The 19,059-nt window shown below is 58.9% G+C and carries 34 protein-coding genes and 1 tRNA gene; 11 read left to right on the top strand and 24 right to left on the bottom strand.

From position 1 onward, the window contains the following. Positions 1-93: 93 nt before the first annotated feature. Positions 94-492, top strand: coding sequence for a hypothetical protein (locus C1M53_RS26205; protein ID WP_129414887.1), 399 nt, complete (start codon positions 94-96; stop codon positions 490-492). Then, positions 489-1,145 (top strand): hypothetical protein, encoded by a 657-nt coding sequence (locus C1M53_RS26210; protein ID WP_129414888.1) that lies wholly within the window; start codon positions 489-491, stop codon positions 1,143-1,145. The genes C1M53_RS26205 and C1M53_RS26210 overlap by 4 nt, the downstream gene beginning before the upstream one ends. Before the next feature lie 93 nt (positions 1,146-1,238). Here the strand turns inward: C1M53_RS26210 and C1M53_RS26215 are convergent, their stop codons facing one another. The 16 genes from C1M53_RS26215 to C1M53_RS26285 all read right to left on the bottom strand — a co-directional run bounded on the left by C1M53_RS26215 (position 1,239) and on the right by C1M53_RS26285 (position 10,357). After that, on the bottom strand, positions 1,239-1,952 hold the full coding sequence (locus C1M53_RS26215; protein WP_129414889.1) for a hypothetical protein: 714 nt from the start codon (positions 1,950-1,952) through the stop codon (positions 1,239-1,241). Between the two features lie 113 nt (positions 1,953-2,065). Next, positions 2,066-2,142, bottom strand: a tRNA-Pro gene (locus C1M53_RS26220). Positions 2,143-2,264: 122 nt separating this feature from the next. After that, a complete protein-coding gene (locus C1M53_RS26225; protein ID WP_129414890.1) occupies positions 2,265-3,332 on the bottom strand; it encodes a site-specific integrase in 1,068 nt (355 codons plus the stop codon). Positions 3,333-3,534: 202 nt separating this feature from the next. Next, positions 3,535-3,834, bottom strand: a complete 300-nt coding sequence (locus tag C1M53_RS26230; protein WP_129414891.1) for a hypothetical protein — start codon at positions 3,832-3,834, stop codon at positions 3,535-3,537. Continuing rightward, positions 3,831-4,214: a hypothetical protein gene (locus C1M53_RS26235; protein WP_129414892.1), complete on the bottom strand. Its 384-nt coding sequence runs from the start codon at positions 4,212-4,214 to the stop codon at positions 3,831-3,833. Before C1M53_RS26235 ends, C1M53_RS26230 begins: the two co-directional genes overlap by 4 nt. Further along, positions 4,211-4,636, bottom strand: a complete 426-nt coding sequence (locus C1M53_RS26240; protein WP_129414893.1) for a hypothetical protein — start codon at positions 4,634-4,636, stop codon at positions 4,211-4,213. The genes C1M53_RS26235 and C1M53_RS26240 overlap by 4 nt, the downstream gene beginning before the upstream one ends. Further along, positions 4,633-4,830 carry a hypothetical protein gene (locus tag C1M53_RS26245; RefSeq protein ID WP_129414894.1) on the bottom strand — a complete coding sequence of 66 codons (198 nt, stop codon included), beginning with the start codon at positions 4,828-4,830 and terminating at the stop codon, positions 4,633-4,635. Before C1M53_RS26245 ends, C1M53_RS26240 begins: the two co-directional genes overlap by 4 nt. Then, on the bottom strand, positions 4,830-5,915 hold the full coding sequence (locus C1M53_RS32235) for a hypothetical protein (protein WP_245488292.1): 1,086 nt from the start codon (positions 5,913-5,915) through the stop codon (positions 4,830-4,832). The genes C1M53_RS26245 and C1M53_RS32235 overlap by 1 nt, the downstream gene beginning before the upstream one ends. Beyond that, entirely contained in the window at positions 5,912-6,097 is a 186-nt protein-coding gene (locus C1M53_RS26255) for a hypothetical protein (RefSeq protein WP_129414895.1), read from the bottom strand. Before C1M53_RS26255 ends, C1M53_RS32235 begins: the two co-directional genes overlap by 4 nt. 3 nt (positions 6,098-6,100) lie before the next feature. Next, positions 6,101-6,469 (bottom strand): hypothetical protein, encoded by a 369-nt coding sequence (locus C1M53_RS26260; protein ID WP_129414896.1) that lies wholly within the window; start codon positions 6,467-6,469, stop codon positions 6,101-6,103. Beyond that, on the bottom strand, positions 6,466-6,882 hold the full coding sequence (locus tag C1M53_RS31940) for an HNH endonuclease (RefSeq protein WP_207213042.1): 417 nt from the start codon (positions 6,880-6,882) through the stop codon (positions 6,466-6,468). The genes C1M53_RS26260 and C1M53_RS31940 overlap by 4 nt, the downstream gene beginning before the upstream one ends. Beyond that, positions 6,882-7,682, bottom strand: a complete 801-nt coding sequence (locus C1M53_RS26270; RefSeq protein WP_129414897.1) for a hypothetical protein — start codon at positions 7,680-7,682, stop codon at positions 6,882-6,884. The genes C1M53_RS31940 and C1M53_RS26270 overlap by 1 nt, the downstream gene beginning before the upstream one ends. After that, positions 7,682-8,983 (bottom strand): recombinase RecT, encoded by a 1,302-nt coding sequence (locus C1M53_RS26275; RefSeq protein ID WP_129414898.1) that lies wholly within the window; start codon positions 8,981-8,983, stop codon positions 7,682-7,684. Before C1M53_RS26275 ends, C1M53_RS26270 begins: the two co-directional genes overlap by 1 nt. Continuing rightward, positions 8,980-10,032 carry a PD-(D/E)XK nuclease-like domain-containing protein gene (locus tag C1M53_RS26280; RefSeq protein ID WP_165358240.1) on the bottom strand — a complete coding sequence of 351 codons (1,053 nt, stop codon included), beginning with the start codon at positions 10,030-10,032 and terminating at the stop codon, positions 8,980-8,982. The genes C1M53_RS26275 and C1M53_RS26280 overlap by 4 nt, the downstream gene beginning before the upstream one ends. Next, entirely contained in the window at positions 9,984-10,106 is a 123-nt protein-coding gene (locus C1M53_RS32410) for a hypothetical protein (protein ID WP_281040908.1), read from the bottom strand. The genes C1M53_RS26280 and C1M53_RS32410 overlap by 49 nt, the downstream gene beginning before the upstream one ends. Then, a complete protein-coding gene (locus C1M53_RS26285) occupies positions 10,103-10,357 on the bottom strand; it encodes a hypothetical protein (RefSeq protein WP_129414900.1) in 255 nt (84 codons plus the stop codon). Before C1M53_RS26285 ends, C1M53_RS32410 begins: the two co-directional genes overlap by 4 nt. A gap of 17 nt (positions 10,358-10,374) precedes the next feature. Between C1M53_RS26285 and C1M53_RS31785 the strand changes: the two genes are divergently transcribed. Continuing rightward, a complete protein-coding gene (locus C1M53_RS31785; RefSeq protein WP_165358241.1) occupies positions 10,375-10,545 on the top strand; it encodes a hypothetical protein in 171 nt (56 codons plus the stop codon). Positions 10,546-10,625: 80 nt separating this feature from the next. Here C1M53_RS31785 and C1M53_RS26290 read toward each other — a convergent pair whose 3' ends face one another. From C1M53_RS26290 to C1M53_RS26310, 5 genes are all read right to left on the bottom strand, one after another. Next, positions 10,626-10,925 (bottom strand): hypothetical protein, encoded by a 300-nt coding sequence (locus tag C1M53_RS26290; protein ID WP_129414901.1) that lies wholly within the window; start codon positions 10,923-10,925, stop codon positions 10,626-10,628. 49 nt (positions 10,926-10,974) lie between these two features. Next, positions 10,975-11,310, bottom strand: coding sequence for a hypothetical protein (locus C1M53_RS26295; RefSeq protein WP_129414902.1), 336 nt, complete (start codon positions 11,308-11,310; stop codon positions 10,975-10,977). Further along, the gene (locus C1M53_RS26300; RefSeq protein WP_129414903.1) at positions 11,310-11,516 is read right to left on the bottom strand and encodes a hypothetical protein; all 207 of its coding nucleotides are present in this window, start codon (positions 11,514-11,516) and stop codon (positions 11,310-11,312) included. The genes C1M53_RS26295 and C1M53_RS26300 overlap by 1 nt, the downstream gene beginning before the upstream one ends. Next, positions 11,513-11,707, bottom strand: a complete 195-nt coding sequence (locus C1M53_RS26305) for a hypothetical protein (RefSeq protein WP_129414904.1) — start codon at positions 11,705-11,707, stop codon at positions 11,513-11,515. The genes C1M53_RS26300 and C1M53_RS26305 overlap by 4 nt, the downstream gene beginning before the upstream one ends. 319 nt (positions 11,708-12,026) lie before the next feature. Beyond that, on the bottom strand, positions 12,027-12,290 hold the full coding sequence (locus tag C1M53_RS26310) for a hypothetical protein (RefSeq protein WP_129414905.1): 264 nt from the start codon (positions 12,288-12,290) through the stop codon (positions 12,027-12,029). 143 nt (positions 12,291-12,433) lie between these two features. Here C1M53_RS26310 and C1M53_RS26315 point away from each other — a divergent pair, with 143 nt between their 5' ends. After that, positions 12,434-12,748 (top strand): helix-turn-helix domain-containing protein, encoded by a 315-nt coding sequence (locus tag C1M53_RS26315; protein WP_165358242.1) that lies wholly within the window; start codon positions 12,434-12,436, stop codon positions 12,746-12,748. A 542-nt stretch (positions 12,749-13,290) separates the two neighbouring features. On the opposite strand, the gene C1M53_RS26325 is transcribed toward C1M53_RS26315, so the two are convergent. Beyond that, on the bottom strand, positions 13,291-14,577 hold the full coding sequence (locus tag C1M53_RS26325) for a hypothetical protein (protein ID WP_129414908.1): 1,287 nt from the start codon (positions 14,575-14,577) through the stop codon (positions 13,291-13,293). 289 nt (positions 14,578-14,866) lie between these two features. Between C1M53_RS26325 and C1M53_RS26330 the strand changes: the two genes are divergently transcribed. Together C1M53_RS26330 and C1M53_RS26335 are read left to right on the top strand one after the other, a co-directional pair. Further along, positions 14,867-15,115: a hypothetical protein gene (locus tag C1M53_RS26330; protein WP_245488294.1), complete on the top strand. Its 249-nt coding sequence runs from the start codon at positions 14,867-14,869 to the stop codon at positions 15,113-15,115. A gap of 17 nt (positions 15,116-15,132) precedes the next feature. Next, the gene (locus tag C1M53_RS26335) at positions 15,133-15,354 is read left to right on the top strand and encodes a hypothetical protein (RefSeq protein WP_129414909.1); all 222 of its coding nucleotides are present in this window, start codon (positions 15,133-15,135) and stop codon (positions 15,352-15,354) included. Here C1M53_RS26335 and C1M53_RS26340 read toward each other — a convergent pair. Further along, positions 15,308-15,748 carry a helix-turn-helix transcriptional regulator gene (locus C1M53_RS26340; RefSeq protein WP_165358243.1) on the bottom strand — a complete coding sequence of 147 codons (441 nt, stop codon included), beginning with the start codon at positions 15,746-15,748 and terminating at the stop codon, positions 15,308-15,310. The genes C1M53_RS26335 and C1M53_RS26340 overlap by 47 nt on opposite strands. 84 nt (positions 15,749-15,832) lie before the next feature. On the opposite strand from C1M53_RS26340, the gene C1M53_RS26345 reads away from it, so the two are divergent. Further along, entirely contained in the window at positions 15,833-16,051 is a 219-nt protein-coding gene (locus tag C1M53_RS26345; protein ID WP_129414911.1) for a Cro/CI family transcriptional regulator, read from the top strand. Between the two features lie 19 nt (positions 16,052-16,070). On the opposite strand, the gene C1M53_RS26350 is transcribed toward C1M53_RS26345, so the two are convergent. Beyond that, positions 16,071-16,637, bottom strand: coding sequence for a hypothetical protein (locus C1M53_RS26350; RefSeq protein ID WP_129414912.1), 567 nt, complete (start codon positions 16,635-16,637; stop codon positions 16,071-16,073). A 65-nt stretch (positions 16,638-16,702) separates the two neighbouring features. Between C1M53_RS26350 and C1M53_RS26355 the strand changes: the two genes are divergently transcribed. The 4 genes from C1M53_RS26355 to C1M53_RS31790 are packed head-to-tail and all read left to right on the top strand — an operon-like array spanning position 16,703 to position 18,925. Then, a complete protein-coding gene (locus tag C1M53_RS26355) occupies positions 16,703-17,992 on the top strand; it encodes a ParB/RepB/Spo0J family partition protein (RefSeq protein ID WP_129414913.1) in 1,290 nt (429 codons plus the stop codon). Continuing rightward, on the top strand, positions 17,989-18,456 hold the full coding sequence (locus tag C1M53_RS26360; RefSeq protein WP_129414914.1) for a hypothetical protein: 468 nt from the start codon (positions 17,989-17,991) through the stop codon (positions 18,454-18,456). The genes C1M53_RS26355 and C1M53_RS26360 overlap by 4 nt, the downstream gene beginning before the upstream one ends. Continuing rightward, entirely contained in the window at positions 18,453-18,758 is a 306-nt protein-coding gene (locus C1M53_RS32240; RefSeq protein ID WP_129414915.1) for a helix-turn-helix domain-containing protein, read from the top strand. The genes C1M53_RS26360 and C1M53_RS32240 overlap by 4 nt, the downstream gene beginning before the upstream one ends. Continuing rightward, positions 18,755-18,925, top strand: coding sequence for a hypothetical protein (locus C1M53_RS31790; protein WP_165358244.1), 171 nt, complete (start codon positions 18,755-18,757; stop codon positions 18,923-18,925). Before C1M53_RS32240 ends, C1M53_RS31790 begins: the two co-directional genes overlap by 4 nt. Positions 18,926-19,059 lie beyond the last annotated feature (134 nt).

Raw genomic sequence — 19,059 nt, forward strand, 5'->3', positions numbered from 1 at the left:
GGCAAGATCGAGTCAATCGCGTTCTCCATGTGAAGGGGATCACACTGCGCCGATGATCTTGTGCTAAAATGAGAGCAACGGAGGAGGGCAGCCGTGACCAATCCACTCATCGCCATTCCAGATGCCAGGGGCATCATCCGGGTGGTTTGCGGCGGCAAGGAGTTCGAAATCCAGATTGCCGTACCGGTTGGCGCCGGCGCTGGCACCGCACCGATCGATCTTGTGCCGGCTACCCCTGATCCGGATCTTGGCAGCATCTTCGACAAGCCTGGGACGTATCTACGGGTCGACGGCACCGACAAAGACAAGATGGCGGTCGCACGCCTGGTGCAGGAGATGCTCGAGAGCGTCGATACCGACGAATTGCGAGCGGTCGTGCTGAAGACCGACAAGCTCAATTTTCAGGAACTGAACCAGTTGCGTGATCAGATCGCGGGATCGCGGCCGGAACTGCCGATTGCCGTCGATTTTGGCGGGCTTCTGAAGCCATGAGCGAAGCAGGCTCTTCCGTTGCGCCGGCGATGGCAGCGAGCGCGCAGTCGTTGCGCGACACGGCCAAATGGATGGTCGGCGGAGTTGCGGCGACGGCCGTCGGGGTATTTGCGGGCAGTTCATTGACTTCACTGGGATCGCTGGATCCCTGGTCAGACCGGGACAGGCTGGTGCTGGCTATCGCGGCGCTCGCAGTTGGCTTCATCGGCCTGGCAGCAATATTCGAAAAAGCGATCCGGGTTCTGACGGTCGAAACCATGACGTTTCGGCAGGTCGCTGCTCCAGCTGTTGCGGGCTCTGAAAGGGCGGCGTTGCAGGCCAGGTTGATCGAGACATATGCGGCCCTGTTGCCACAAGGGACCACGACGCTTGAGGGTTACATCCAGCGCGTCGAGCAAGCGAAAACGGCCAATCCAAAGCAGGCAGCCGACAACGACGTGCTCGCCAAAGTCAAAGAGAATGTCGACATTCTTACTGCTGCCGGTGGCTTCATCTGGGTCTACAATCGTTTTTCGGCGCTTGTCTCGGCGCTCAAATGGGCTGTCCCGACAATGATCGCCGGCTTTGGGCTGTTTGCCTGGGCGGCCAACCCTCCGGATGCCAAGCCATCTCCGCCGGCGTTTTCGCTGACAATTCAGGGCTCAACAAAATGACAAAGACCTTGGTGCGGGTACGGTTCCCGCAGGATTTGAACCCGTAGTCGTCGCTTGAAAAGGGGGATGATCATTTCCGTTCGAGCTTGTGACTTAATCGCCTCCGCAGCCTCCTCCACAACTGCTGCCGCACCCACCGCCACCGCAGCCGCCACTGCCATTGTCTTGCTTCTTTCTTTGAAGCCCTCGATTGGGGCTGAGGTATTCGGTGGCCACAATCGCGATAGCGATGGCCGCGAAGATCATGGCAACGGATGATTGGCCACCTTCGCTGATCACAACCAATGCCAGGGCAAGGAGCAAAAGGAGACCGGCGAGAATATGTGGAATTTCGACGCCGCCGATCGATGAGGATGCGCTGCTGCCCTGCGTCGCTTCATTGAAGCGGACCTCAGTGCTCGGCCAGATGTCCGATGGCGGTTCGGCGTCGAATTCTTCAACGTAGCGGTCCCTGGTGTGCTGATAGGCATGTCGGAACCTGGCATCCTCGGTGGCATCGCCTTCCGTGGGGCTGTGATGGATCTCCCTCCCGAGGGTCCCGGCACAAAAGTCATCCCAGTAACCATGCGTGTATACGAGGTGCAGATGCCAGACCTCGTCGACCTCTTGCGAGGGGGTAAGCGTCTCGTTCGAAACGCAGATCAGATAAATGAATTTCTTATATTCCTCGATCGCCTGTCGTGAAAAATCGAGACTCCATCCGGTTTCACGGGCAAGCCTTGCCGAGAAGGGCTGGCTGACGGCGGGTTGGTCGAGATTGTAGGCCTGTATGCGATTCCAGAGTTCAGGATCGCTCAGCTTCCTCATGAACACTCCCATAGGTGTTGAGCCACGGGACTATTATAGCAGATTGGGGTGCGAGGCCTCGCTGTCTGTCAAGCGGGCCAACGCGTCAGGAGATCTGCAAATGCTGGGAAGGGTGGTCGGAGTGGCAGGATTCGAACCTGCGACCCCCTGATCCCAAATCAGGTGCGCTACCAGGCTGCGCTACACTCCGAGGCCATGGGGGCTATATGGTTGAAGGCTTTCGGAAGCAACCCCTCAAAATCGAAAAACGGAACAAACGGCATCCAAGTGCCACGAACGGCGCAAAAATTACCACGGAAATCCCACCGCTGTTCATTTTGCGTTCCGCGTCTTGTCAGGAAGTGCCACCGGCGCGACCTCGGCGGCCTCCATTCCGGATAGCAAATCAGAATCAGTCACGTGCGCGTACCGTGATGTCGTGGCGAGTTCGGTGTGCCCGAGAAGCTTCTGAGCCATCTTCAAGTTGCCGGTCGCGCGTACGAGCCGCGTAGCCGCTGTGTGGCGACTATCGTGGAATCGGAAGTTCTCCACACCGGAACGGCCCTTTGTGCGGCGCCATTCTGTCTTGAAGCCTTCCATGGTGATCGGCTCGCGAGATCCTTTGGTCGCCCCAGGCCGAGGGCGCTTCACCAGATAGGTGAACACCGCAGTCTTGTGATCGTCCTTCAAGCTCCAGAGCAGGTCGTAAAGAGACTTGGTCATCGGGATCGATCGCGACTTGTCGCCCTTGCCCGTCACCTTGATTTGGCGGCCAAAAAAGTCGACATCCTTCCATTGCAGGCCGACGATTTCGGCGCGACGGCATCCCGTGAGAATGGCGAACCGGAGGGCCGGGGCATAGTCGCCCCGGATCTTGGCCATGAACGTCGCTTCTTCGTCGGCAGTCGCCTCGCGGATGCGTTCCTGCGGCTCTTTCAGGAAATGGTCTTTCCACTCGATATCTTGAACTGTCTGCTTCCAGGTGCGGCGTGCGCGGCGGAGCAGGGCGCGCATGGGCTGCGTCACGGTCCGATTGACGGTGGCAGGGGAGACATCCTCACCGCGGCGCTTGGCGATGGCCTTGGCTATGGTTGCGTCTGATATGGTGGATATCAGCGTCTGCGCGCCGATCTGATCCTGCAGCCACCCAAGCGAACGCAGGGTATCATCGCTGTTCTGGTGGTGCGATCCGACCTCGTTCCAGTACTGAGCGATAGCCGCTTTCAGGACCAGAGGCTTGCTAGCGTCGAACTGAAGCGCCTTTACACGCCGCTTTTCGTCTTCAAGGAACTTCTCAGCTTCGCGTTTCGTCGTGCATCCAGTGCTGCCTGAAAAGCGCTGGCGTCGATAACGGAAGTCGTAGGAGTATTCCGCCTGACCTGGCCTTTTGTAGACTGACATCTGCGGGCCTCCCGGAACTGTTCCAGATCTTCGGGATCATAGCGGCGCGTCTCGCGCTTCTCCCCCATACCGATATTGATGTACCGGATTTGGCCGGCGCAAGTCAGCGCGCGCAGCTGCTTTTCAGAAATGCACAGTTCTCGCGCGGCATCCGCCGGCGAAAGGAGCGCCCGGCTCGGGCTTGCGATCGTCTCTCTCGCGCTCATTCCACCCCTCCATCTGGAAGGGCGCGGAGAGCATGGAGCGCGTCTTTGATCGCGAGTCGGTATGCGTGGTCACCGGGCACGTCGATGTTATCGGCAAGCTGCTCTACCTCAACGGCAGCTATGCAACGCTCCTTGGTCGGTCCGTCAATTTCACCGGGTGCGAGGATCCGCACAGGGATAACATCAAAGTCGGCACCGGCAATCATACGGCCAGGGTCAGGCTTTTCGAAGAAAACATGCTGCTGCCACTCACCGGTCTCCCGATCGCGCAGCATCCAGGCATCCCTTGCCGTCATGGCTGCTCTCCTGATGGAAGGGCGCGGCCAAGCGCAGCCATGAATTCATCTGGCAAGTTCACATTGGCCGGCGCGTCGTCGAACATGGGCGCGATCTGCTCCGGTGTGTAACCGGCAAGCCCGCAACCGATGGGCGTAAGCTGGAACGTCAGTTCTGAATGCTCTCGTGCGAAGCGCTTGAAGCGGTGCGCATAATTGCGAATGCGGAACAGCGGCAATGTCTGGATCCGCTCATCCTTCGTCGGGATGGCGTAGCTGTTGCCCTGATAGCCTTCACCTTGGCCGTATATAGCCCCACGATGCTGCTTGGCCCATAGAGCCGCACCCTTGCCATGGCGACCCGCAAGATTGCTGCCGAAGACGAAAACCGGATCGCTCATTCCCCTTTCTCCCCTGGCTGGAGAGAGGCGCGGGCAACGACTTTCAACACGTCATCATATTTGCTTTGCCAGTGCTGCGTGTCCTTGCGTGCTTCATCGCGCTCTGCGGCGAGGCGGTCGCGCTCGGCTTCGACGGCTGCACGACCGATAGCGGCTTTCTGATGCATGTTGGACTTGGATCGCCAAACGTCGCGTTCGTATTTCAGCCGCTCGATTTCAGTACGGGCGTTTTCCTCAGCTTCGTTTGCTTTCTCCCTTGCCTCGGCAAGATCGCGCGCTGCTATGTCGGCGCGCGATGCTGCGCTTTCCCACATGCTGTAATAGCCGGTGCTCTTGGTCACTTCGTCGGCAAGCTCGCGCTCTAGCTGGGCTATGCGGGCGTCGAGTTCATCCCAAACTTCGAGGAACGCTTTTCCGCTCATCGCCCTTGCTCCGCTTTGAGGGCTTCGCGGCCTGCGTCGGTGATGACGAGCATGAAACCAATCTGCTCAACAAACTGTCTTTCGCGAAGTTCGCTGGCAATTCGGTCCGGCACGAATTGAACGGCAATGCCGTCTGGCGCGTCCGCTATACGCGCCAACATCTTCATTGTGTAGAAATCGCGGGTTCCGGCCATCACTCGCCCTCCGGTTTGACGGCTGGGGCGGCGGCAAGCGCGAGGTTCCAGCCATCGATGAAGCTGGACCGAGCGCTATTCTGGTAGCCCTTTGCGCCGGCTCGGATCATCTCTTCAGTCGGCACCACCGGCACCAGCCGCCATCCATCAGCCGGATGGGAGAGGGCGGCGGCGATTTCATCTGCAATGAGGAACAGTTCTTCCTCGCCCTTGTCGATGCCCTGACCTTTCGGCGTGCACATGTCCACGAGCGGATATCCCGATGAAGCGTCATCGGCTTCCGAGAAATTGTACATGCGATAATCCCGAAGCACCGCAAGGATGGTCTCTCGCAGGCCGTCCGGCTTCGCCTCCACCGCCCCGTCTTGTGTGGGGACGGGGTTGGCGTAGAGTGGAACGCAGTCAGCGTGGAGAGTTCTTGCCGCGTCGCGGGCATGCTGTTCCCGTTCTGCCGGGTAGAACCACACTGTTTTGTCATCGATGCCGCTGCGAGGCGCGTTCGACAGTCCTCGCGCTACCATGGCATTATGGACCATGAAGGCCACAGGCGCCGCGTCCGCCACCGGTTCCGGCTCACTGGCGGGGACGGGTAGTGGCGAATGCTTCGGCTTAGCTGCCTGCTTAGCCCTGATCTTCTCGACTTTCGTCCAGATGCGGGCGAGTTCGGTTTCGCCGGCTTCGTGCATGTCGAGTTCATGGGCGAGGCAGTAGGCGGCGAGCGTAACCATGACGCCACCCACCTCTTGCGACGGCTCGCCCTTGTCGCGAGACCACACGTAATCGCGCAGCGACAGCACGCGGGCAGGGTCATAGCCGCCCGATTGCAGAAGCTCAAAAACCTCCTCAAGGAAGCGGTCGCCGCGCTCTACCCGGTCGTTGCTGATCTCCTCGCCGAAGCAAGCCGTCATCCACGGCTGAACACGCGCCTGGAATGAGGGAGCCGGCTCACTGGCGGAAGCCGTGAGGGCTGAGAGATAGGCGCGGATGGCAGGCTCCAGACTGTCAAGCGGCCAAGCCGCATCACGAGCCTTGCGAGCCGCTTCTAGCGCTATTGAGTCAAGCGCCTTCACTGCTGTCCCTGTCATTGTGCGGACCTTCCTTCGGCTTTGGCGGCCGCTTCGCGAAGGAATTGAGCGGCAGCGGCCTCGCTCTTGTGAAAGGCGATGACGCCCGCCATCAAGCCGATGACAGCGGACGCCTCTCCAAGCGGATCAGCCGACTTGCTCACCCGGCGCAAGAGTTCGATGTTTTCTTCGGAGACGGCCATGGCTCAAACCTCCACCACAACGATCTTGCTCGGGTCGACCATGGCCGAGAGCGTGTTTAGCGGACCCTCGCGCCTACCTTGGGTGCCTTCCTCGACGGAAATGGTGTCGCCGTAGGCGGCTACTGCCTTCGCTGCGGCGGCTACGAAATCGGCGTTGGCTTCGACCGGAGTGGGCATGTTGGGAAACTGCCGATAGCCTTCCTGGGAGAAGGCGTCATTAGTCGGGCCATGCGCAAGCTCATGCGTCCAGATCGGCGCGCCGAAGAGATGTGAGGCGATCTCCTGCATGGCGCTGTAGTTGATGCCGTCGCAGAGACCGATGCCGGTGATGCAAGAAGCGACGTGCAGGGTAGGAAATGTCTTTGCGGTCATGAGCGTGCGAGCCTCATCAGTGGCGGTAACGGCAACGGATCCAAGGCAGATTTGTCGATCCGCGGTTGTTTAGGAGATTTGGCGAAGCCGGGGCCTTGCATCTTCTTCTTCGGGCTGCCCAAGCTGAACCGCTTGTCGATGACGGCATGAACCTTTGCTCTGACCTTGGCCTCGGCTTTGGTCTTTGGCTTGTGTGCCTCTTCCTCACGCAGCGCCTGCAGATTGCTTTCCCGGTTCTCACCGCCAAGCCAGAGCGGCACCTTGTGATCGAAGCGCGGCTTGTTCTTGTCGTCGAAGGGCAGGCCAGTCAGGGCGCAGCGATAGTCCTGGCGATCGAGGATGCGCCGCTGACACGCCTTTGAAGGGCGGGTGTCATCTGTGCGACCGATCCATTCCTCTACGGAGCGCGCCATCAGTCCAAGAACCTCGTGCTCGGCGCCACCTGCTCATTGCTGGTGATGGTGACTGCCTCGCCAGCCCTAGGAACGATGGTGATCGCGATTTCGCCAGCTACGGGCTGAAACAGCATTGAGCGGCCGTGTAGCTTCTCACCGTCCCACTCCCAAGCCGCGCTTCCGAAGACATACCGACCGGGCGCGCAAGTGGTTATGTCTGCCTTGCGTCCGACATAGCTCACCGATTTGAGCCGGGCCTTTTGGTCTTCCGGCAGGAGGTCGAATACCTCGGGATAGTGGGTTTTGAGATCGGCGATGAACTTTGGGATTTCCTTGTTCTGGTAGTCGTGGATGGGACCGCCGAACAGCGCGTATGGAACAAACGTACAGACGCGCTCCAGGAGTTCGGTCGTCATCTCCTCTTCGGGCACCCACTTCGATTTCAGCGGGCTTTTCCCTTCGTCAAAAAGTGCCGGCGTCATAAACGAGTAGGGCAGGTAGAAATGCCCATGTGTCTTGAACACCCGATTGTAGGCAGTCAGGGATTTGAGGCGGTCAAGGAAACCTTCGTTCCGCTTCCGCCACCCTTCGAGCGTCGAAAAGTAGGACCGCGAGTTTCTGGTTGGACCTTCCGTGCCCGACTTTCGACCGAACTTGCATGGCGAAACGGAGCCGCAATGCAGGCATGAGTTTTCCTTAGCCAGCAGATCGCAGGTTTCCGGCTTCTCGCAGTACAATTCGAACAGCGCTGTGCGCTTCGACTGGCCCTTGAAAAGGTTGTTCGCTGGATTGCGGATCCACGCATCGATTTTTTGCATCAGAGCAAGCCCTCCAGGTATTTGCGAGCCGCCTCGGCTCCGAGCTCGCCCTTCGCGACCTTTTCAGCAGTCGACAGGCAGGCCTTCACGAAATCCAGATCGTTCGGCAGGTCGGCCTTCCACCAGTCCTTCATTTGCTCGAGGAGGTCGCGGCGGCCGGCGACGTCCAGATCGGGATCGGTCGCCGTGGTCATGAACGCCTTGATGCAGTCGGCTCGGGTGCGAGTAGGTTCGGAGGAGGATGCTGCCGCCGAACCATTCGACGGCTTCTCCTGTTCGGACGCAGGTGCATCCTCCTCCTCATCAGCCTCATCGGCTGGTTCAGATAGGTCGGCAGCGACGGTGCTCTCGGGGGACGGGGATTTGCCGTCGCTGCCGTTGTCGTCGGCGGGGGTGTCCGACGATTGGGAATTGTCTTCGGTTTGGCCGCTGGCAGGCTCGCCGGTGAGCGCAGCGGTCTCGCGGGTCACATGCGCCGCGTCGAAGCCTTCAACGTCATCAGACGGCCCTGGAGCGGCAAGCTTCGCCACTTGCAACCGCTGTTGCAGGGATGGGCGAGGATCAGGGGCTTGCGACAGGTCATAAAGGTCGTTGTCGCGCTGGATGAGGTCGTGCATGTCGGCTGAGAGTGGAAGACGCTTGGCGAGCCGTCGGATCGCCGACTTCTTCGCCATTTCCTCCCACCATGTTGCCCACGGTCCTTTGTCCTTCGACCGCGACACACTCCGAATTTTCTCGATATCGCGAGGCGTCAGGGTTTCGACGTAGACAGCGCCGTCTTTTGTCTTTGCAAGCGCGAAAACCTGCCGGATCGTCTCGAAATCGGGATGCTCTGCCTGCTCGTAGTTGACGTGTTCACCGTCGTCATCGACCCAAGCACGGAAGATGTCGCCGCCATAAACAACCTTGGCGGTGACCATGGCAATTTCGCCTGACTGGTGCATCTTCTTGATGATGCCGCCTATCATTGGCATCCACTGGACCGCGTTGCCGTAGACGTCCTTTCCGCGATCGTCCTTTCCGATCTTCGTGTTGAAAACGACGAATGCACCCTCACGCTTGTCAGGCATAAGGCCGTCCTGGGCGGCGCGCATCGCCGATTCCAGAAGAGATTTGCGATCGGCCTTCAAAAGAGCAGGGTCGCTGAGCACTGCCGTCAGGACAATGCGCTGAAACCTCTCGGGCTTGATGTGCTCGGGCAGGGCGGCGACAAACTGATCTGCCATCCGAGTGAGTTCGTCTCGGAACCTTTGCTGTGGCGAGACGCTCCGGTCAGCTTCTATGGTTGCAACATGGTTCACGCTGCGCTCCTGGCTTCTGGAAGGGTGCTGTCGTTCTCGTGGTGATCGGTCCACCACTTCGGCGCCGACCACGTGAAGGTGCTGTCGGCGTAGGTCGGCCAATCGTTCTCGGCCAAGCAGCGGGCAAAGATGTCGATCGCCCGACGGTTCAGCCGCATCGCCGTGTAGATGTCGCCGTTATCCAGCGGCTTGATGTTGAAGGCGTAGGGATAGGTCGTCTCGACAAAGAGCAGGACGGCATCATTGACTTTGGACGAGCCGACGGCTTCCAGGCTGCTGATCGCCAGCGCCATCTGCTGCAGGTAGCCGTAGTTGATGATCGACCGGCTGATCGCGACCTGTGATGCATCGGAACACGTTTTCAGGTCAGCAATGATCGTATCGGCCGGGATGCTGTCAGGTCGGGACTTGAGATAGACGCCCGTCTTGTCTTTGGTGATGATCGACCGCTCGATGCGACCGCGCAGAAGATCGACGGCGACCTGGCTCTTGCTGATCCGGTCGGCCATGCCGTGAATATCGTCGACCTGGGATTTCAGGAGGACGGTCTTGCCTTCGGCTTTGCGCTTGGCGAGCCATTCCTTGCAGACCGTCGCGTTTCCGCTCCACGGCTTCCATTTGCCTTCATCGTCTTCGTACTTCTCGGGCCGAACGACATAGTCGTCTCGGAAGCCATCTTCTGACAGAAGCAGAGTATGAACGGCCCGGCCGAAGTCGAGCGCCGGTGTGCTATCGTCTTCCGGGCGATCTGGGTTAAGGTACGAACTGCCCCAGTAGTGCAGGGGCGAGCGGTTCTCGATTTCCCGCAACCCACTGGAGGAGATCGACGGCGCGACAGTCAATTGGCTGTGGTAGGCGTCCATCGCGATCTTCCGGTAGATGCCCGGCTCCGAGATCGGCTTGCCATCCCACAGGCGTTCGCCGCGGAACTTGCCAGCGATGCCGGCCGCCAGGTCGCCGATGCTCTCGAACTTGTCTTTGTCGATGTCGACGTGAGTGTTCATCGTGACCTCACGACGAGATGAAGGGCCCAGAGGCTGACGATCCACCCGGTGCCGATGAACTGGCGGCCGATCTCGTGCTCGTAGATGCCGTTGGCGATGAGTGCGATGAGCAGGGTCATGCGTCACCGCCTTTCGCGCGCTCGCGGAGTAAAGCGTCAGCCATGCGATAGGCCTGTTCGGCGCAATGGGCCTTGTAGGTCGATTTCGTGTGCCGATCAGACTGGCAGGCGGTAATGGCTGCCGGAATGATCTGACCGGCGAACCAGTCGCGCAAGGTCATGCCCTGCCAGCCGTTGTCGCCGAACCCGGGAATGGAGACTGGGAATGCGGGGCCACCTTCGCTGGTGATTTCGGCCAGGGTCTTGCTCATGGAAGGTACCTATCCAGTTGGCACGCGAGATCGATCAGGCCGAGCAGGGCGGCGCAGGTGATGCGGGGGTGGCGAACGAGGTAGTTGCAGCCCTGGGAAAGCGCTTCGTCAGCGTAGGTCAGGAATTGGGCGACCGGATCGCTCGCGTGGGGCAGCTCAATCCGGCCATTCCCTCCGAACCGATGTAAGTCGCCCACGGTTCGGGAATGCTGCTTCCGCCACGGTACGCCTGTTGTCCTGGCATAGCGAGGGAATTCGAGGACGCGCATCAGAAGAACCCTCCGCGCTCCGACGGCGCCGCGATCGGCTTGATCGGCTTCGCCCAGATGAAATTCTCGATGGACTGAGTACGCTCGACGCCTGGCACCGATGCTCGGAGGTCCGCTTGGCTTTCACCAAGGCAGGCGTGGACTTCGACGACTTCCCACTTGTTGGTGCGGATGAAATTGTCTTCGTCGGCAGTGCCATCTTCAGGGATGCACCACTTTGCCCAGTAGTAGCCGACGGACTGCGGAACGGTCGGCTCAGCCTTGGCCATGCGGGGCTCTGTGCGGTTTTCGTAGCGCATCAGTTCGCCTCCGCTTCTTCGTCAGCGGCGCTTTCAAGGTCGGCCAGTGTCACCAGTGGGCTATCGACCGTGCCGGTCCATCGCAGTGCGAGCAGCGAATGTTGGTCTGGGTGGACCAAGGGCCGGTGTTCCAGTCGTTGCCGTGCTCCCAGACATAGCCGCTGCTCTCGTAGCAATGCGGGCATGGGGCTTGGCCGGGATAGCTATGCTCGGCGCTGGTGCTAGCTTTCCAAGGGCAAGGAATCTCCTCGCATTGGCTTGGCGATAAGTCGCCGCAATAGGGGAATCCATCCATCGGATGCGGCCCGTGATCCTCACCGGTCAACTGGCGAAGCTTGTCGCCGTCGACTTCAAGAGCCGCCATCATTTCGCGGTCCCAGGTCATCACGCAGCCCTCGCTGTGCGGCGCTCGGCCATGTCAGCCAATGCTTCGCTCAAAGCTGCGTCGAAAGTGGCACCGCTGCCGTGTGCGCAACGTCCTTCCCAGTGCAGGAAGACCGAGCAATATCTTTGCTTCCTCAGGCTGATCGACACAGAGACGTAGTCCAGCCGGTGTTCGGCGCAGAGGTCGCGGAGGGTCTGTTCCATCATGCGTCCTTTCCGAGCAGCGCGTCGCACCGGTCCAAAGCCCGCTGGTAGACAGCGCTGGCGTGATCGATGCTCGTTTGCGTGGGCTTGAGATTGGCGGCGACGTCGTCGCGCCAGATGCTGATCCAGGCGCCGAGTTCGGTGATGCTTTCGCGGATAGAGCGGACCTGAGCTTGGTGTGCGGAGTGTCCCATCAGGAGCGCCCCTCTGCCTTGGCGATCGCCGCACGAACCTCTCGTCCAAGCTCCGTGATCTCCGTGCGAGGGAAAACCCAACCGTCTTCGCGCAGTGGCTCAAGTTCGCGGATGAGACCAAGGCTAACCATCTCGCGCCGGACAGCAGGCCAGGTATGGGTCGTCGACCAAGTTCTTGGGCCGTCTTTCGTGAGACGAAGTTGCTCTGAAAGCAGGGGTATACTGCCCGCGCGGCGATCCCAGTTTCGAATGCCCTCCATTGCAGAGGCAACTGTGGGCGGGGCAAAGATGCCAACGCGTACAGGCTGATCGGAGGCCATCACGCCGCCTCCCTTTCGAGAACCCGATCGCGCAAAGCATTGCCCTGCGTGTTGAGCTTGGTCTCGGCATCATTCGCGATACGGCCAGCGAGCGAGCGCGAAAGCGGATCGCCGCCGAACAGGCTGCAGCCGTCGACATAAACCGCGTCGATCGTGATCAGGCCGTCGCGGGCTACAGAAAGCTCAATCTCGCACTCGAAGTCGGCGATCAGGTCGATCTCATGGATCTCGTCGCGGATGGTGGTGCAGAAGGGAAGGCGCATCGTCGTCCTCATCGTTTCCGGCAGATCGGCGGTCCAAGGAGGGGCGCTTCTTCGTGCTCGGCTGATGAGTTGATATAAGCACAGCTTTAAAATACATGCAAGCAGTGCTTTAAAAAATCATCAGCATGGCTTACAAGGGCTGCATGCTGATCAGGAACGACAACGGCGAAGCCGCAGCCGCCTTCTACGACAAGCGGCGGCGCTGGCTGGACTATGTGTGCGAGTTGGACGAGTTGTCGGACCGAGCGTTTCGCGTCGGCTACTGGTTGGCCAAGCGCATGAATGGCCGTGACCAGTGCTGCTGGTATCAGCACGATCAGATCGCCAAAATTCTGGGAATGTCAGTCGACAAAGTTGCTCGTGCGATCCAGGAACTGGAGGGCAGGGGCGTGTTGATCGTGGTTAGAACTCACCGCAAGCCGAACAGCTATTCGATCCGACTGCCGTTCGAGTTCTAGGGCCGCAGATTTGCGGGTCAATTGGGCCGCAGAATTGCGGGTCCAATATATAAAGCTGAATCTCTAAAGGTTAGCTCTGTAGATATCATGCTCTGAGGGGAGTCTAGATAGCTCTAGCGAGAGAGGGGCAATGAAGGCAGTTGTGTTGGTGCTTCTGGTGATCATTGGGTTCATGGCGAACCAACTCGTCGTGATCGAAAATCAGCGTTACGCATTGATGGTCGGGATGTGCAAAAGCGCAACGTTAGCGGTGCCCGATGCAAACTGCCTCTCGCAGGTTCAGACTAGAACTTCCTGGCTGTGGCACCTGTACTACGGGCTGACATACCGACCCTGAAACGAAAACCCCGGCCGGAGCCGGGGTCTTGCTTTATTCGTTCACTTCTCGAAGCTTTCTCAATTCAGCTTCGAACGTTCGCTTAAACGCTCTTGAGGCTAACCCCACTGTTTTCCTGGTCGCTTGTTCCAGTACGCGCTTCTGTTGAACTAACGAGTCACTTCGCTGCGATTTCGTGCGATTGCCGGTTACCGCTTCCCGGCGCTCAAGCATTGTTGACATCGGGTCCTCCAGGATTTGCCTTGCGACTATGCTCATAAAAATACCCATTCACAAAGCGGAGATTTCGATCAGGATTGAAATAGTGCTTGCGTTTGATCCACACAAAACCATCTCCCTTAGAAATCACGGCCACGTCGATCGCGCCGCCTACCGTTTCCAACTCGCGGGAGACGCGACGTTGTAAAGAGGTCAAACTCACTAGAGATTCCGCTAGGTTAGCGAGTTCGTCTTTTGGCAGGCTCATTGCCATCTCAATAATAGGTGACGCGAAGTACTCGCGGCGATGTCGTTCGTGGCCTTCCCAGAACGCATGGACGGCAGCTTGAGTTGCATTTTCGATGGCTGGAGCAACTTTGGCCAGATCCTCGTCCGAATGACCAAGTAACTTCGCGGCGTTAACTACGCTGTTGAGAATCAGTTCGCCAACGCTCTCATGGATTAGCATCGAGTAAGCTGGATCTATGCCTTGCATGAAGCGTTCAACCATGTCGGTTTGAGCGAACGGAAGAATTACCCCGCTGTCCCGACGTGTCATATCGTGCTTATGCGTTTCCGCAATTTTCAAGCGGCCGCCAAGAATGCCGTCGACGTCGAATGAAATGAGCGACGGGAGCAGATCTCGTTCCCCGAAACCGGCAATAACCAGGCCGGTCGCCGCTGGGGATGCCAGCATTCTTCGGATTGATGTCTCGCATAATTTTCGAGCTAGTGCTTGGTGGCCCAGTGCATGTCGCATCATCCCATTCGAACATGCCGAGTCTAGAGTGCCGGAAATGCGAGCGCTGATTGGTCCCCATTCCGCTTCAGTCAGAAACTCGGGCGCCGCCTCAAGTTCCGCTATGTACGCTAGGGCGAATTGCTCAAACTGCTTCGCGAACTCTTCTTGGTTCCTTGTCCCTTGGAACGCCTCTTGGGACACATTGATCAACGACGACTGAGCTATGGCTACAGCTACAGCATCCTCGTCGGATTGACCAAAGGGGAAGAATTCCTTCAGGAATTTTGTGAAGTTGTCGGCCCAATCGAACACAGTTGGGAAAGAGACGTTTGGCGTCTTTCGTCTATATTCCTTGACGATCGTCTCCCAGGGAAAGCCGATAAATTCAGCGTTCCCATAAATCATCGCACCGACAGGCTCGGTTTTGGAAAGAGAGAACAGTTTATCGACAGTGTCGTAGGTTTTCTGCCTGCCGCTTTGCGTCAATGTAACTTTGCTGTCAGTAGCCAGCGCTACCGCGCTTTTGTTAAGGATAGCGATTTCGGCTGTCATACTCCCCCAAGCCCCTAATTCCCCTTGGAATGGGGTAAGCAATACTTGCTGAGTCGTCTAGTGCTGGTAGCCCAATGCACGGTTTTGGAGATAATTGACGTGCGTTCTTCGCATGTAACTTGCGGAGGAGAGATGTCGCGGGCGATTTGGAGTGGTGTTAACAACCAGCTACTTCCTGAAGGTACTTGTCAGGAGCCTCAGCGGGCGGACACCGGCACCCCTCGTTGACTCCCTGCGGCTAGGACGCGTTTCCTATCGGCCATCAACAACGATGCCGTGGGAGGCAACAATGAGTGCAATGTTCGTAGTCCAGTCATTCTCCACCGGGAAGCGCGGCCAGCTCCAGGCCGACAGCCCGATCCAGGCTCAAAATACCAGCCACGCTCGATCAATGGCTCAGCGCCTCGCGGTCAGGAAAGCGCTTGTCGTGGCCTTCATGCGTGAGGGTGATCCGAAAACTGGTGAATGGGACGATGCCAAGCTGATCGATGCGTTCGGCGAGATTCCCGACGAAGTACGTGAAATGGATCGGGTCTAGGCAGGTGAGGGCGGGGAATGGCCATAAAGGTCAAGCGGCGCCGGAGTGCGCGAGACGCGACGATTGATCAGCTACGTTCGATCGCTGAAAGCGAAGCCGCGGCAAACATTGTCATGGCAAAAGTGCAGCAGGAGGCAGAACTGATCGCCCAGCGGATGGAGAAGATCCACGGAGGAGTTTGGAGTGTGGCGATCAATCATCGCTCTTGTTTCGTCCTGATCGCCCGGGACGGCGATTGATCGCCTCCACCCTTTCGGTGATCAAGTCGACTACCTGATCAATGTGTTCGGCCTTCAGCTTCAAAACTTGGCCGAGAACCGCCCAAAGTTTTAAGACGACCTCGCTGACGGGCCTCTGCAATGGCTGGCGCATTTCAGGGGCCTGGGGATCGTCGAGATAGACCAACTCGCCTTGGCTTAGGGCCCTGGCATCGACGTTCAAAAAGTCTGCGACAGCGAAGAAGTTGTTCGCAGAGATCGAATTCTGGCCGCTTTCCCAATTGCCGACCGCGCCGACCGTTGTCCCGATCGCTTCGGCAATCTCACGCGATGACCCAATTTTGCGGTGCTCACGGGCCGCTTTGATCGCGGCACCGATCTTCACATTCAGAGGATCGCGCTCTTTGGTAGCCATGAAACGCTTTTCGCAAGCGCTGCTTACATTTTCCATTTAAGTATTGCTTGCAATCTGATTAAAGCTGTGCTTATAAACTCGGGCATGAGCACGATCGATGTTCCCACTCCCCTTGATGAAGCAGTCGCAGCGGTTGGCGGTGCCAGTGCCCTTTCCAGGCATTTGCAGATCACGCCGCAGGCTGTTGTGCAGTGGAAGAAGTGCCCGGCAGATCGGGTGCTCGAAGTCGAGCGGCTGAGCGGGATTTCCCGCCATGCTCTCCGCCCCGACATCTTCGGTCCGGCACCGGAGCAGGCCGCATGAGTGAGATCATCTTTCTCATTCAAGCCGTGGCTTTGGCGGGATGCGCGATCAGCGTTCTGCTGATGTCGATTGTCTTGCGGCGCTGTTTCGCTTCCGTCGAGCATATTCGGAACCGCAGTTTCACCTGCATTGACGAAGACGGCGGCATGAACAGGAAGAGGGTCTCGGAATGACGGTCCGAGCTTCCCAGCCAGAGCTGATTGCCCTTCGTGCCGGCAGGAGCCACGGTGAGATATGTGGCAGCGTCGCTGGTCAGCTTTGCCGTCTCGGTCAAATCCAGCCGGACGATATCGTTTCCGGCACCGTCGTTCACCCTTGTAGCATCGAAGAAATTCACCAGTTTCGCTCCGCTCGGAGCCAACAGGGAAGCCTTGTCTGCTTTCCAGTGAACCGTCGATTGGTTGAGAACCTTTATCTCGACCAGGTACCAGTTCGGCGTGTCTTCGGGGGTGATTTCGACCGAGATGGCCGGATAGTCTGCGTATTTTTGCTGGCGATAGACAAGCCAAGCAATGACACCAGCCCCGAGGGCGCCCACTGCGCCTATCACGCTCGCCCCAAGCGTTCCAACCGCAATCCAGTCCATCGAATCCTCCCGGCCCTCGCATATCAAACCACGGCATCGGTGCGCCTCCAAGATCGAGGTGTCGCATGATCACCTACCAGGACATCAAGTCCGGTGCGGCTTCGTTCACCAGCGCCGATCAGTTCAAGGGCCGGCATTCGGAAGACGTGAAGGACTGGGACCTCGAACCCACCGATATCAAGCTCGACCAGTCGGCACAGCCACGCGAGAGCCTGAACAACGACCGTATCGCCGAATATGCGGAAGCCATGAAGGCAGGGGACCAGTTTCCGCCGCTGACTGTATTCCACGATGGATCGACCTACTGGCTCGCCGACGGCTTCCATCGCCACTACGCCGCGCAGCATGCCGGACGGAAACACATTCGCTGCTATGTCCGCCAGGGCGGCTTGCGTGACGCGATCCTCTACAGCGTCGGCGCGAACGCGAAGCATGGGCTGGCGCGGTCGGATGAGGACAAGAAGCGCGCTGTGATGCGGCTGCTGGACGATCCCGAGTGGTCGCTGTGGTCGGACCGTGAAATCGCCCGCCGCTGCCACGTCAGTGACAAGACGGTCGCCAAATACCGTCCTGCCGTATCTGCGGATGATCCGCAGATAGAGCGCAAGGTGCAGCGCGGCGGCACAGTCTACACCCAGAAGGTGCTCAATAAGCGCGCCACCGCCGCGCCAGCGTACCAAGAGGGTGGTGGCGAAAAGCAGGAAATCACCTCGCAAACCGTTGTCCAGAAAGGGGACGAGGGTGGTGCGCTGCCGGAAACACCGGTCGAGGAAATCACCCCGCGCAACATCCGTGATGAACTCGTCGCCTTGTGGAGCGAAGCTAGCGCCGAAGACCGGAGCGGCTTCATCGCTCACCTGCGCGTCCTCGGCTATCGGATCGAAGTCAACGCAGGAGGCGGCGATGTAGACCGCAGCGCGATGCGCGCCAGCAGCGCCGTGGAAGTCGGCGCAACCAATTCGCCCGATGGGGCAGACGAGACAGGCCGGTTCGAATCCGGCTCGCTGACCGAGATCTTGGTGAAACCGCAGGTTCGAGTCCTGCCCGGCACGCCTATTCAGGGTGCTAAGGGAGGCCCCACCGGTATGGGGTGGTCTGACGGCGTGGAAAGACACGCACCCAATTCCAATCCGCAACCGAACACCCCCTCGGAAGCGGAGAAGGCCGAGGCGGAAACCCCTCCAACCGTCTCGGCCGCCCCTTTCAACAACCCACGCTGTCAAAATCCAGAGACCTGTCATCTCGCCCATACTCGAAACGAGTGTTTCGACTGCAATTTGGCTTGGTCTAAGCGACCGAAGGACGAGCAGGTCAGGCTCTGGGCTGAGGCGGTACAAGCGGCGAGGGCAGCATGATCAAGCGGTTGTCTAGCGAGGAAAAAGCGGAAATCGCCCGCCGATATCAGGCGGGTGAGACGAGCTTGGCTCTCGGAAGCGAGTACGGCATCCATCATGCCTTCGTGCGGACGATCTTCCAGCGTTCCGGTATGGGCAGAGATCGTGCAGAACGGTGCAGCAAACGAGCGGCCATCATCGCCGCTCTTGAAGCCGACAAAACCAAGACAGACAGCCGCGTCGCGATAGAGGTCGGATGTAGCCGCCCATACGTCTATCTGGTGCGGCAAAGCATCGGCATTTTTCGCAATCGAACCAGTAAGCATCTCTTGATCGAACTCTCCGATTGCAACGCGTTGCTGTTCCAGGAAGCGGCGCGCCGGCGCGGAATGGCTGTCACGCGACTTGCCGCCAAGATTCTCGACACAGTGGCGACAGAAGGCATGTTCGATGCCGTTCTCGATGACGTCGAGGCCGCGGCATGACCTCCCTATCCGAAACTGCAGCCGAACTGATCCGCACCGATCCTGCATTGGCGAATGAGGTTGCGAGGCAACTGGCGCCGTCGGTGGGCGGCCTGACTGAGCGCCAAGCTGAAGCATTGGCCTTCATCCGCTCATATTCGGCAGAGCGCGGTGTCACGCCGACATTCTCGGAAATCATGAACGAGCTCGGGCTGCATTCAAAAGCCGGAGTGCATCGGATCCTGACCGCTCTTGAGGAGCGCGGGTTCATCGAGCGCATGCCCAAACGGGCACGGGCTATCTCATTGAAGGCGGCAGCATGACGACCTTGGTCATCACCCATCTATTGGCCGTAGCAATCGGCGCTGTCGGGGCCGGGGCCTATGCGCGCCGCCAGATCGTGAAGATCAAGCGAGACGACCTTTCGTTTCGCGTGGCGCCGGTTGTTCTGCATTCCGTTGAAGACGCTGCGCGTCGGGTAGGGGCCTGATGCGAACGGGTCATCATCATTGTGGGCCTGAGGCCTTCTCCCCATGGGGGAAGCAAATGCTTCTGCCCCGTATCGTCCAACCTCTTTCCGTATCCCTTGCCGGGGCCACGGAAATTCCAACTGCGCCGGCTTCC

It is taken from the genome of Mesorhizobium sp. Pch-S, from assembly GCF_004136315.1.
In the GTDB taxonomy this organism is placed as follows: Bacteria; Pseudomonadota; Alphaproteobacteria; order Rhizobiales; family Rhizobiaceae; genus Mesorhizobium.

Excerpts from the sequence above, each read along its gene's own strand:
- C1M53_RS26210 (WP_129414888.1), top strand. The coding sequence starts at position 489 with ATGAGCGAAGCAGGCTCTTCCGTTGCGCCGGCGATGGCAGCGAGCGCG.
- C1M53_RS26215 (WP_129414889.1), bottom strand. The coding sequence starts at position 1,952 with ATGAGGAAGCTGAGCGATCCTGAACTCTGGAATCGCATACAGGCCTAC.
- C1M53_RS26225 (WP_129414890.1), bottom strand. The coding sequence starts at position 3,332 with ATGTCAGTCTACAAAAGGCCAGGTCAGGCGGAATACTCCTACGACTTC.
- C1M53_RS26230 (WP_129414891.1), bottom strand. The coding sequence starts at position 3,834 with ATGACGGCAAGGGATGCCTGGATGCTGCGCGATCGGGAGACCGGTGAG.
- C1M53_RS26235 (WP_129414892.1), bottom strand. The coding sequence starts at position 4,214 with ATGAGCGATCCGGTTTTCGTCTTCGGCAGCAATCTTGCGGGTCGCCAT.
- C1M53_RS26240 (WP_129414893.1), bottom strand. The coding sequence starts at position 4,636 with ATGAGCGGAAAAGCGTTCCTCGAAGTTTGGGATGAACTCGACGCCCGC.
- C1M53_RS26245 (WP_129414894.1), bottom strand. The coding sequence starts at position 4,830 with ATGGCCGGAACCCGCGATTTCTACACAATGAAGATGTTGGCGCGTATA.
- C1M53_RS32235 (WP_245488292.1), bottom strand. The coding sequence starts at position 5,915 with ATGACAGGGACAGCAGTGAAGGCGCTTGACTCAATAGCGCTAGAAGCG.
- C1M53_RS26255 (WP_129414895.1), bottom strand. The coding sequence starts at position 6,097 with ATGGCCGTCTCCGAAGAAAACATCGAACTCTTGCGCCGGGTGAGCAAG.
- C1M53_RS26260 (WP_129414896.1), bottom strand. The coding sequence starts at position 6,469 with ATGACCGCAAAGACATTTCCTACCCTGCACGTCGCTTCTTGCATCACC.
- C1M53_RS31940 (WP_207213042.1), bottom strand. The coding sequence starts at position 6,882 with ATGGCGCGCTCCGTAGAGGAATGGATCGGTCGCACAGATGACACCCGC.
- C1M53_RS26270 (WP_129414897.1), bottom strand. The coding sequence starts at position 7,682 with ATGCAAAAAATCGATGCGTGGATCCGCAATCCAGCGAACAACCTTTTC.
- C1M53_RS32410 (WP_281040908.1), bottom strand. The coding sequence starts at position 10,106 with ATGACCCTGCTCATCGCACTCATCGCCAACGGCATCTACGAGCACGAG.
- C1M53_RS26285 (WP_129414900.1), bottom strand. The coding sequence starts at position 10,357 with ATGAGCAAGACCCTGGCCGAAATCACCAGCGAAGGTGGCCCCGCATTC.
- C1M53_RS26290 (WP_129414901.1), bottom strand. The coding sequence starts at position 10,925 with ATGCGCTACGAAAACCGCACAGAGCCCCGCATGGCCAAGGCTGAGCCG.
- C1M53_RS26295 (WP_129414902.1), bottom strand. The coding sequence starts at position 11,310 with ATGACCTGGGACCGCGAAATGATGGCGGCTCTTGAAGTCGACGGCGAC.
- C1M53_RS26300 (WP_129414903.1), bottom strand. The coding sequence starts at position 11,516 with ATGATGGAACAGACCCTCCGCGACCTCTGCGCCGAACACCGGCTGGAC.
- C1M53_RS26305 (WP_129414904.1), bottom strand. The coding sequence starts at position 11,707 with ATGGGACACTCCGCACACCAAGCTCAGGTCCGCTCTATCCGCGAAAGC.
- C1M53_RS26310 (WP_129414905.1), bottom strand. The coding sequence starts at position 12,290 with ATGCGCCTTCCCTTCTGCACCACCATCCGCGACGAGATCCATGAGATC.
- C1M53_RS26315 (WP_165358242.1), top strand. The coding sequence starts at position 12,434 with ATGCTGATCAGGAACGACAACGGCGAAGCCGCAGCCGCCTTCTACGAC.
- C1M53_RS26325 (WP_129414908.1), bottom strand. The coding sequence starts at position 14,577 with ATGACAGCCGAAATCGCTATCCTTAACAAAAGCGCGGTAGCGCTGGCT.
- C1M53_RS26330 (WP_245488294.1), top strand. The coding sequence starts at position 14,867 with ATGAGTGCAATGTTCGTAGTCCAGTCATTCTCCACCGGGAAGCGCGGC.
- C1M53_RS26335 (WP_129414909.1), top strand. The coding sequence starts at position 15,133 with ATGGCCATAAAGGTCAAGCGGCGCCGGAGTGCGCGAGACGCGACGATT.
- C1M53_RS26340 (WP_165358243.1), bottom strand. The coding sequence starts at position 15,748 with ATGGCTACCAAAGAGCGCGATCCTCTGAATGTGAAGATCGGTGCCGCG.
- C1M53_RS26345 (WP_129414911.1), top strand. The coding sequence starts at position 15,833 with ATGAGCACGATCGATGTTCCCACTCCCCTTGATGAAGCAGTCGCAGCG.
- C1M53_RS26350 (WP_129414912.1), bottom strand. The coding sequence starts at position 16,637 with ATGGACTGGATTGCGGTTGGAACGCTTGGGGCGAGCGTGATAGGCGCA.
- C1M53_RS26355 (WP_129414913.1), top strand. The coding sequence starts at position 16,703 with ATGATCACCTACCAGGACATCAAGTCCGGTGCGGCTTCGTTCACCAGC.
- C1M53_RS26360 (WP_129414914.1), top strand. The coding sequence starts at position 17,989 with ATGATCAAGCGGTTGTCTAGCGAGGAAAAAGCGGAAATCGCCCGCCGA.
- C1M53_RS32240 (WP_129414915.1), top strand. The coding sequence starts at position 18,453 with ATGACCTCCCTATCCGAAACTGCAGCCGAACTGATCCGCACCGATCCT.
- C1M53_RS31790 (WP_165358244.1), top strand. The coding sequence starts at position 18,755 with ATGACGACCTTGGTCATCACCCATCTATTGGCCGTAGCAATCGGCGCT.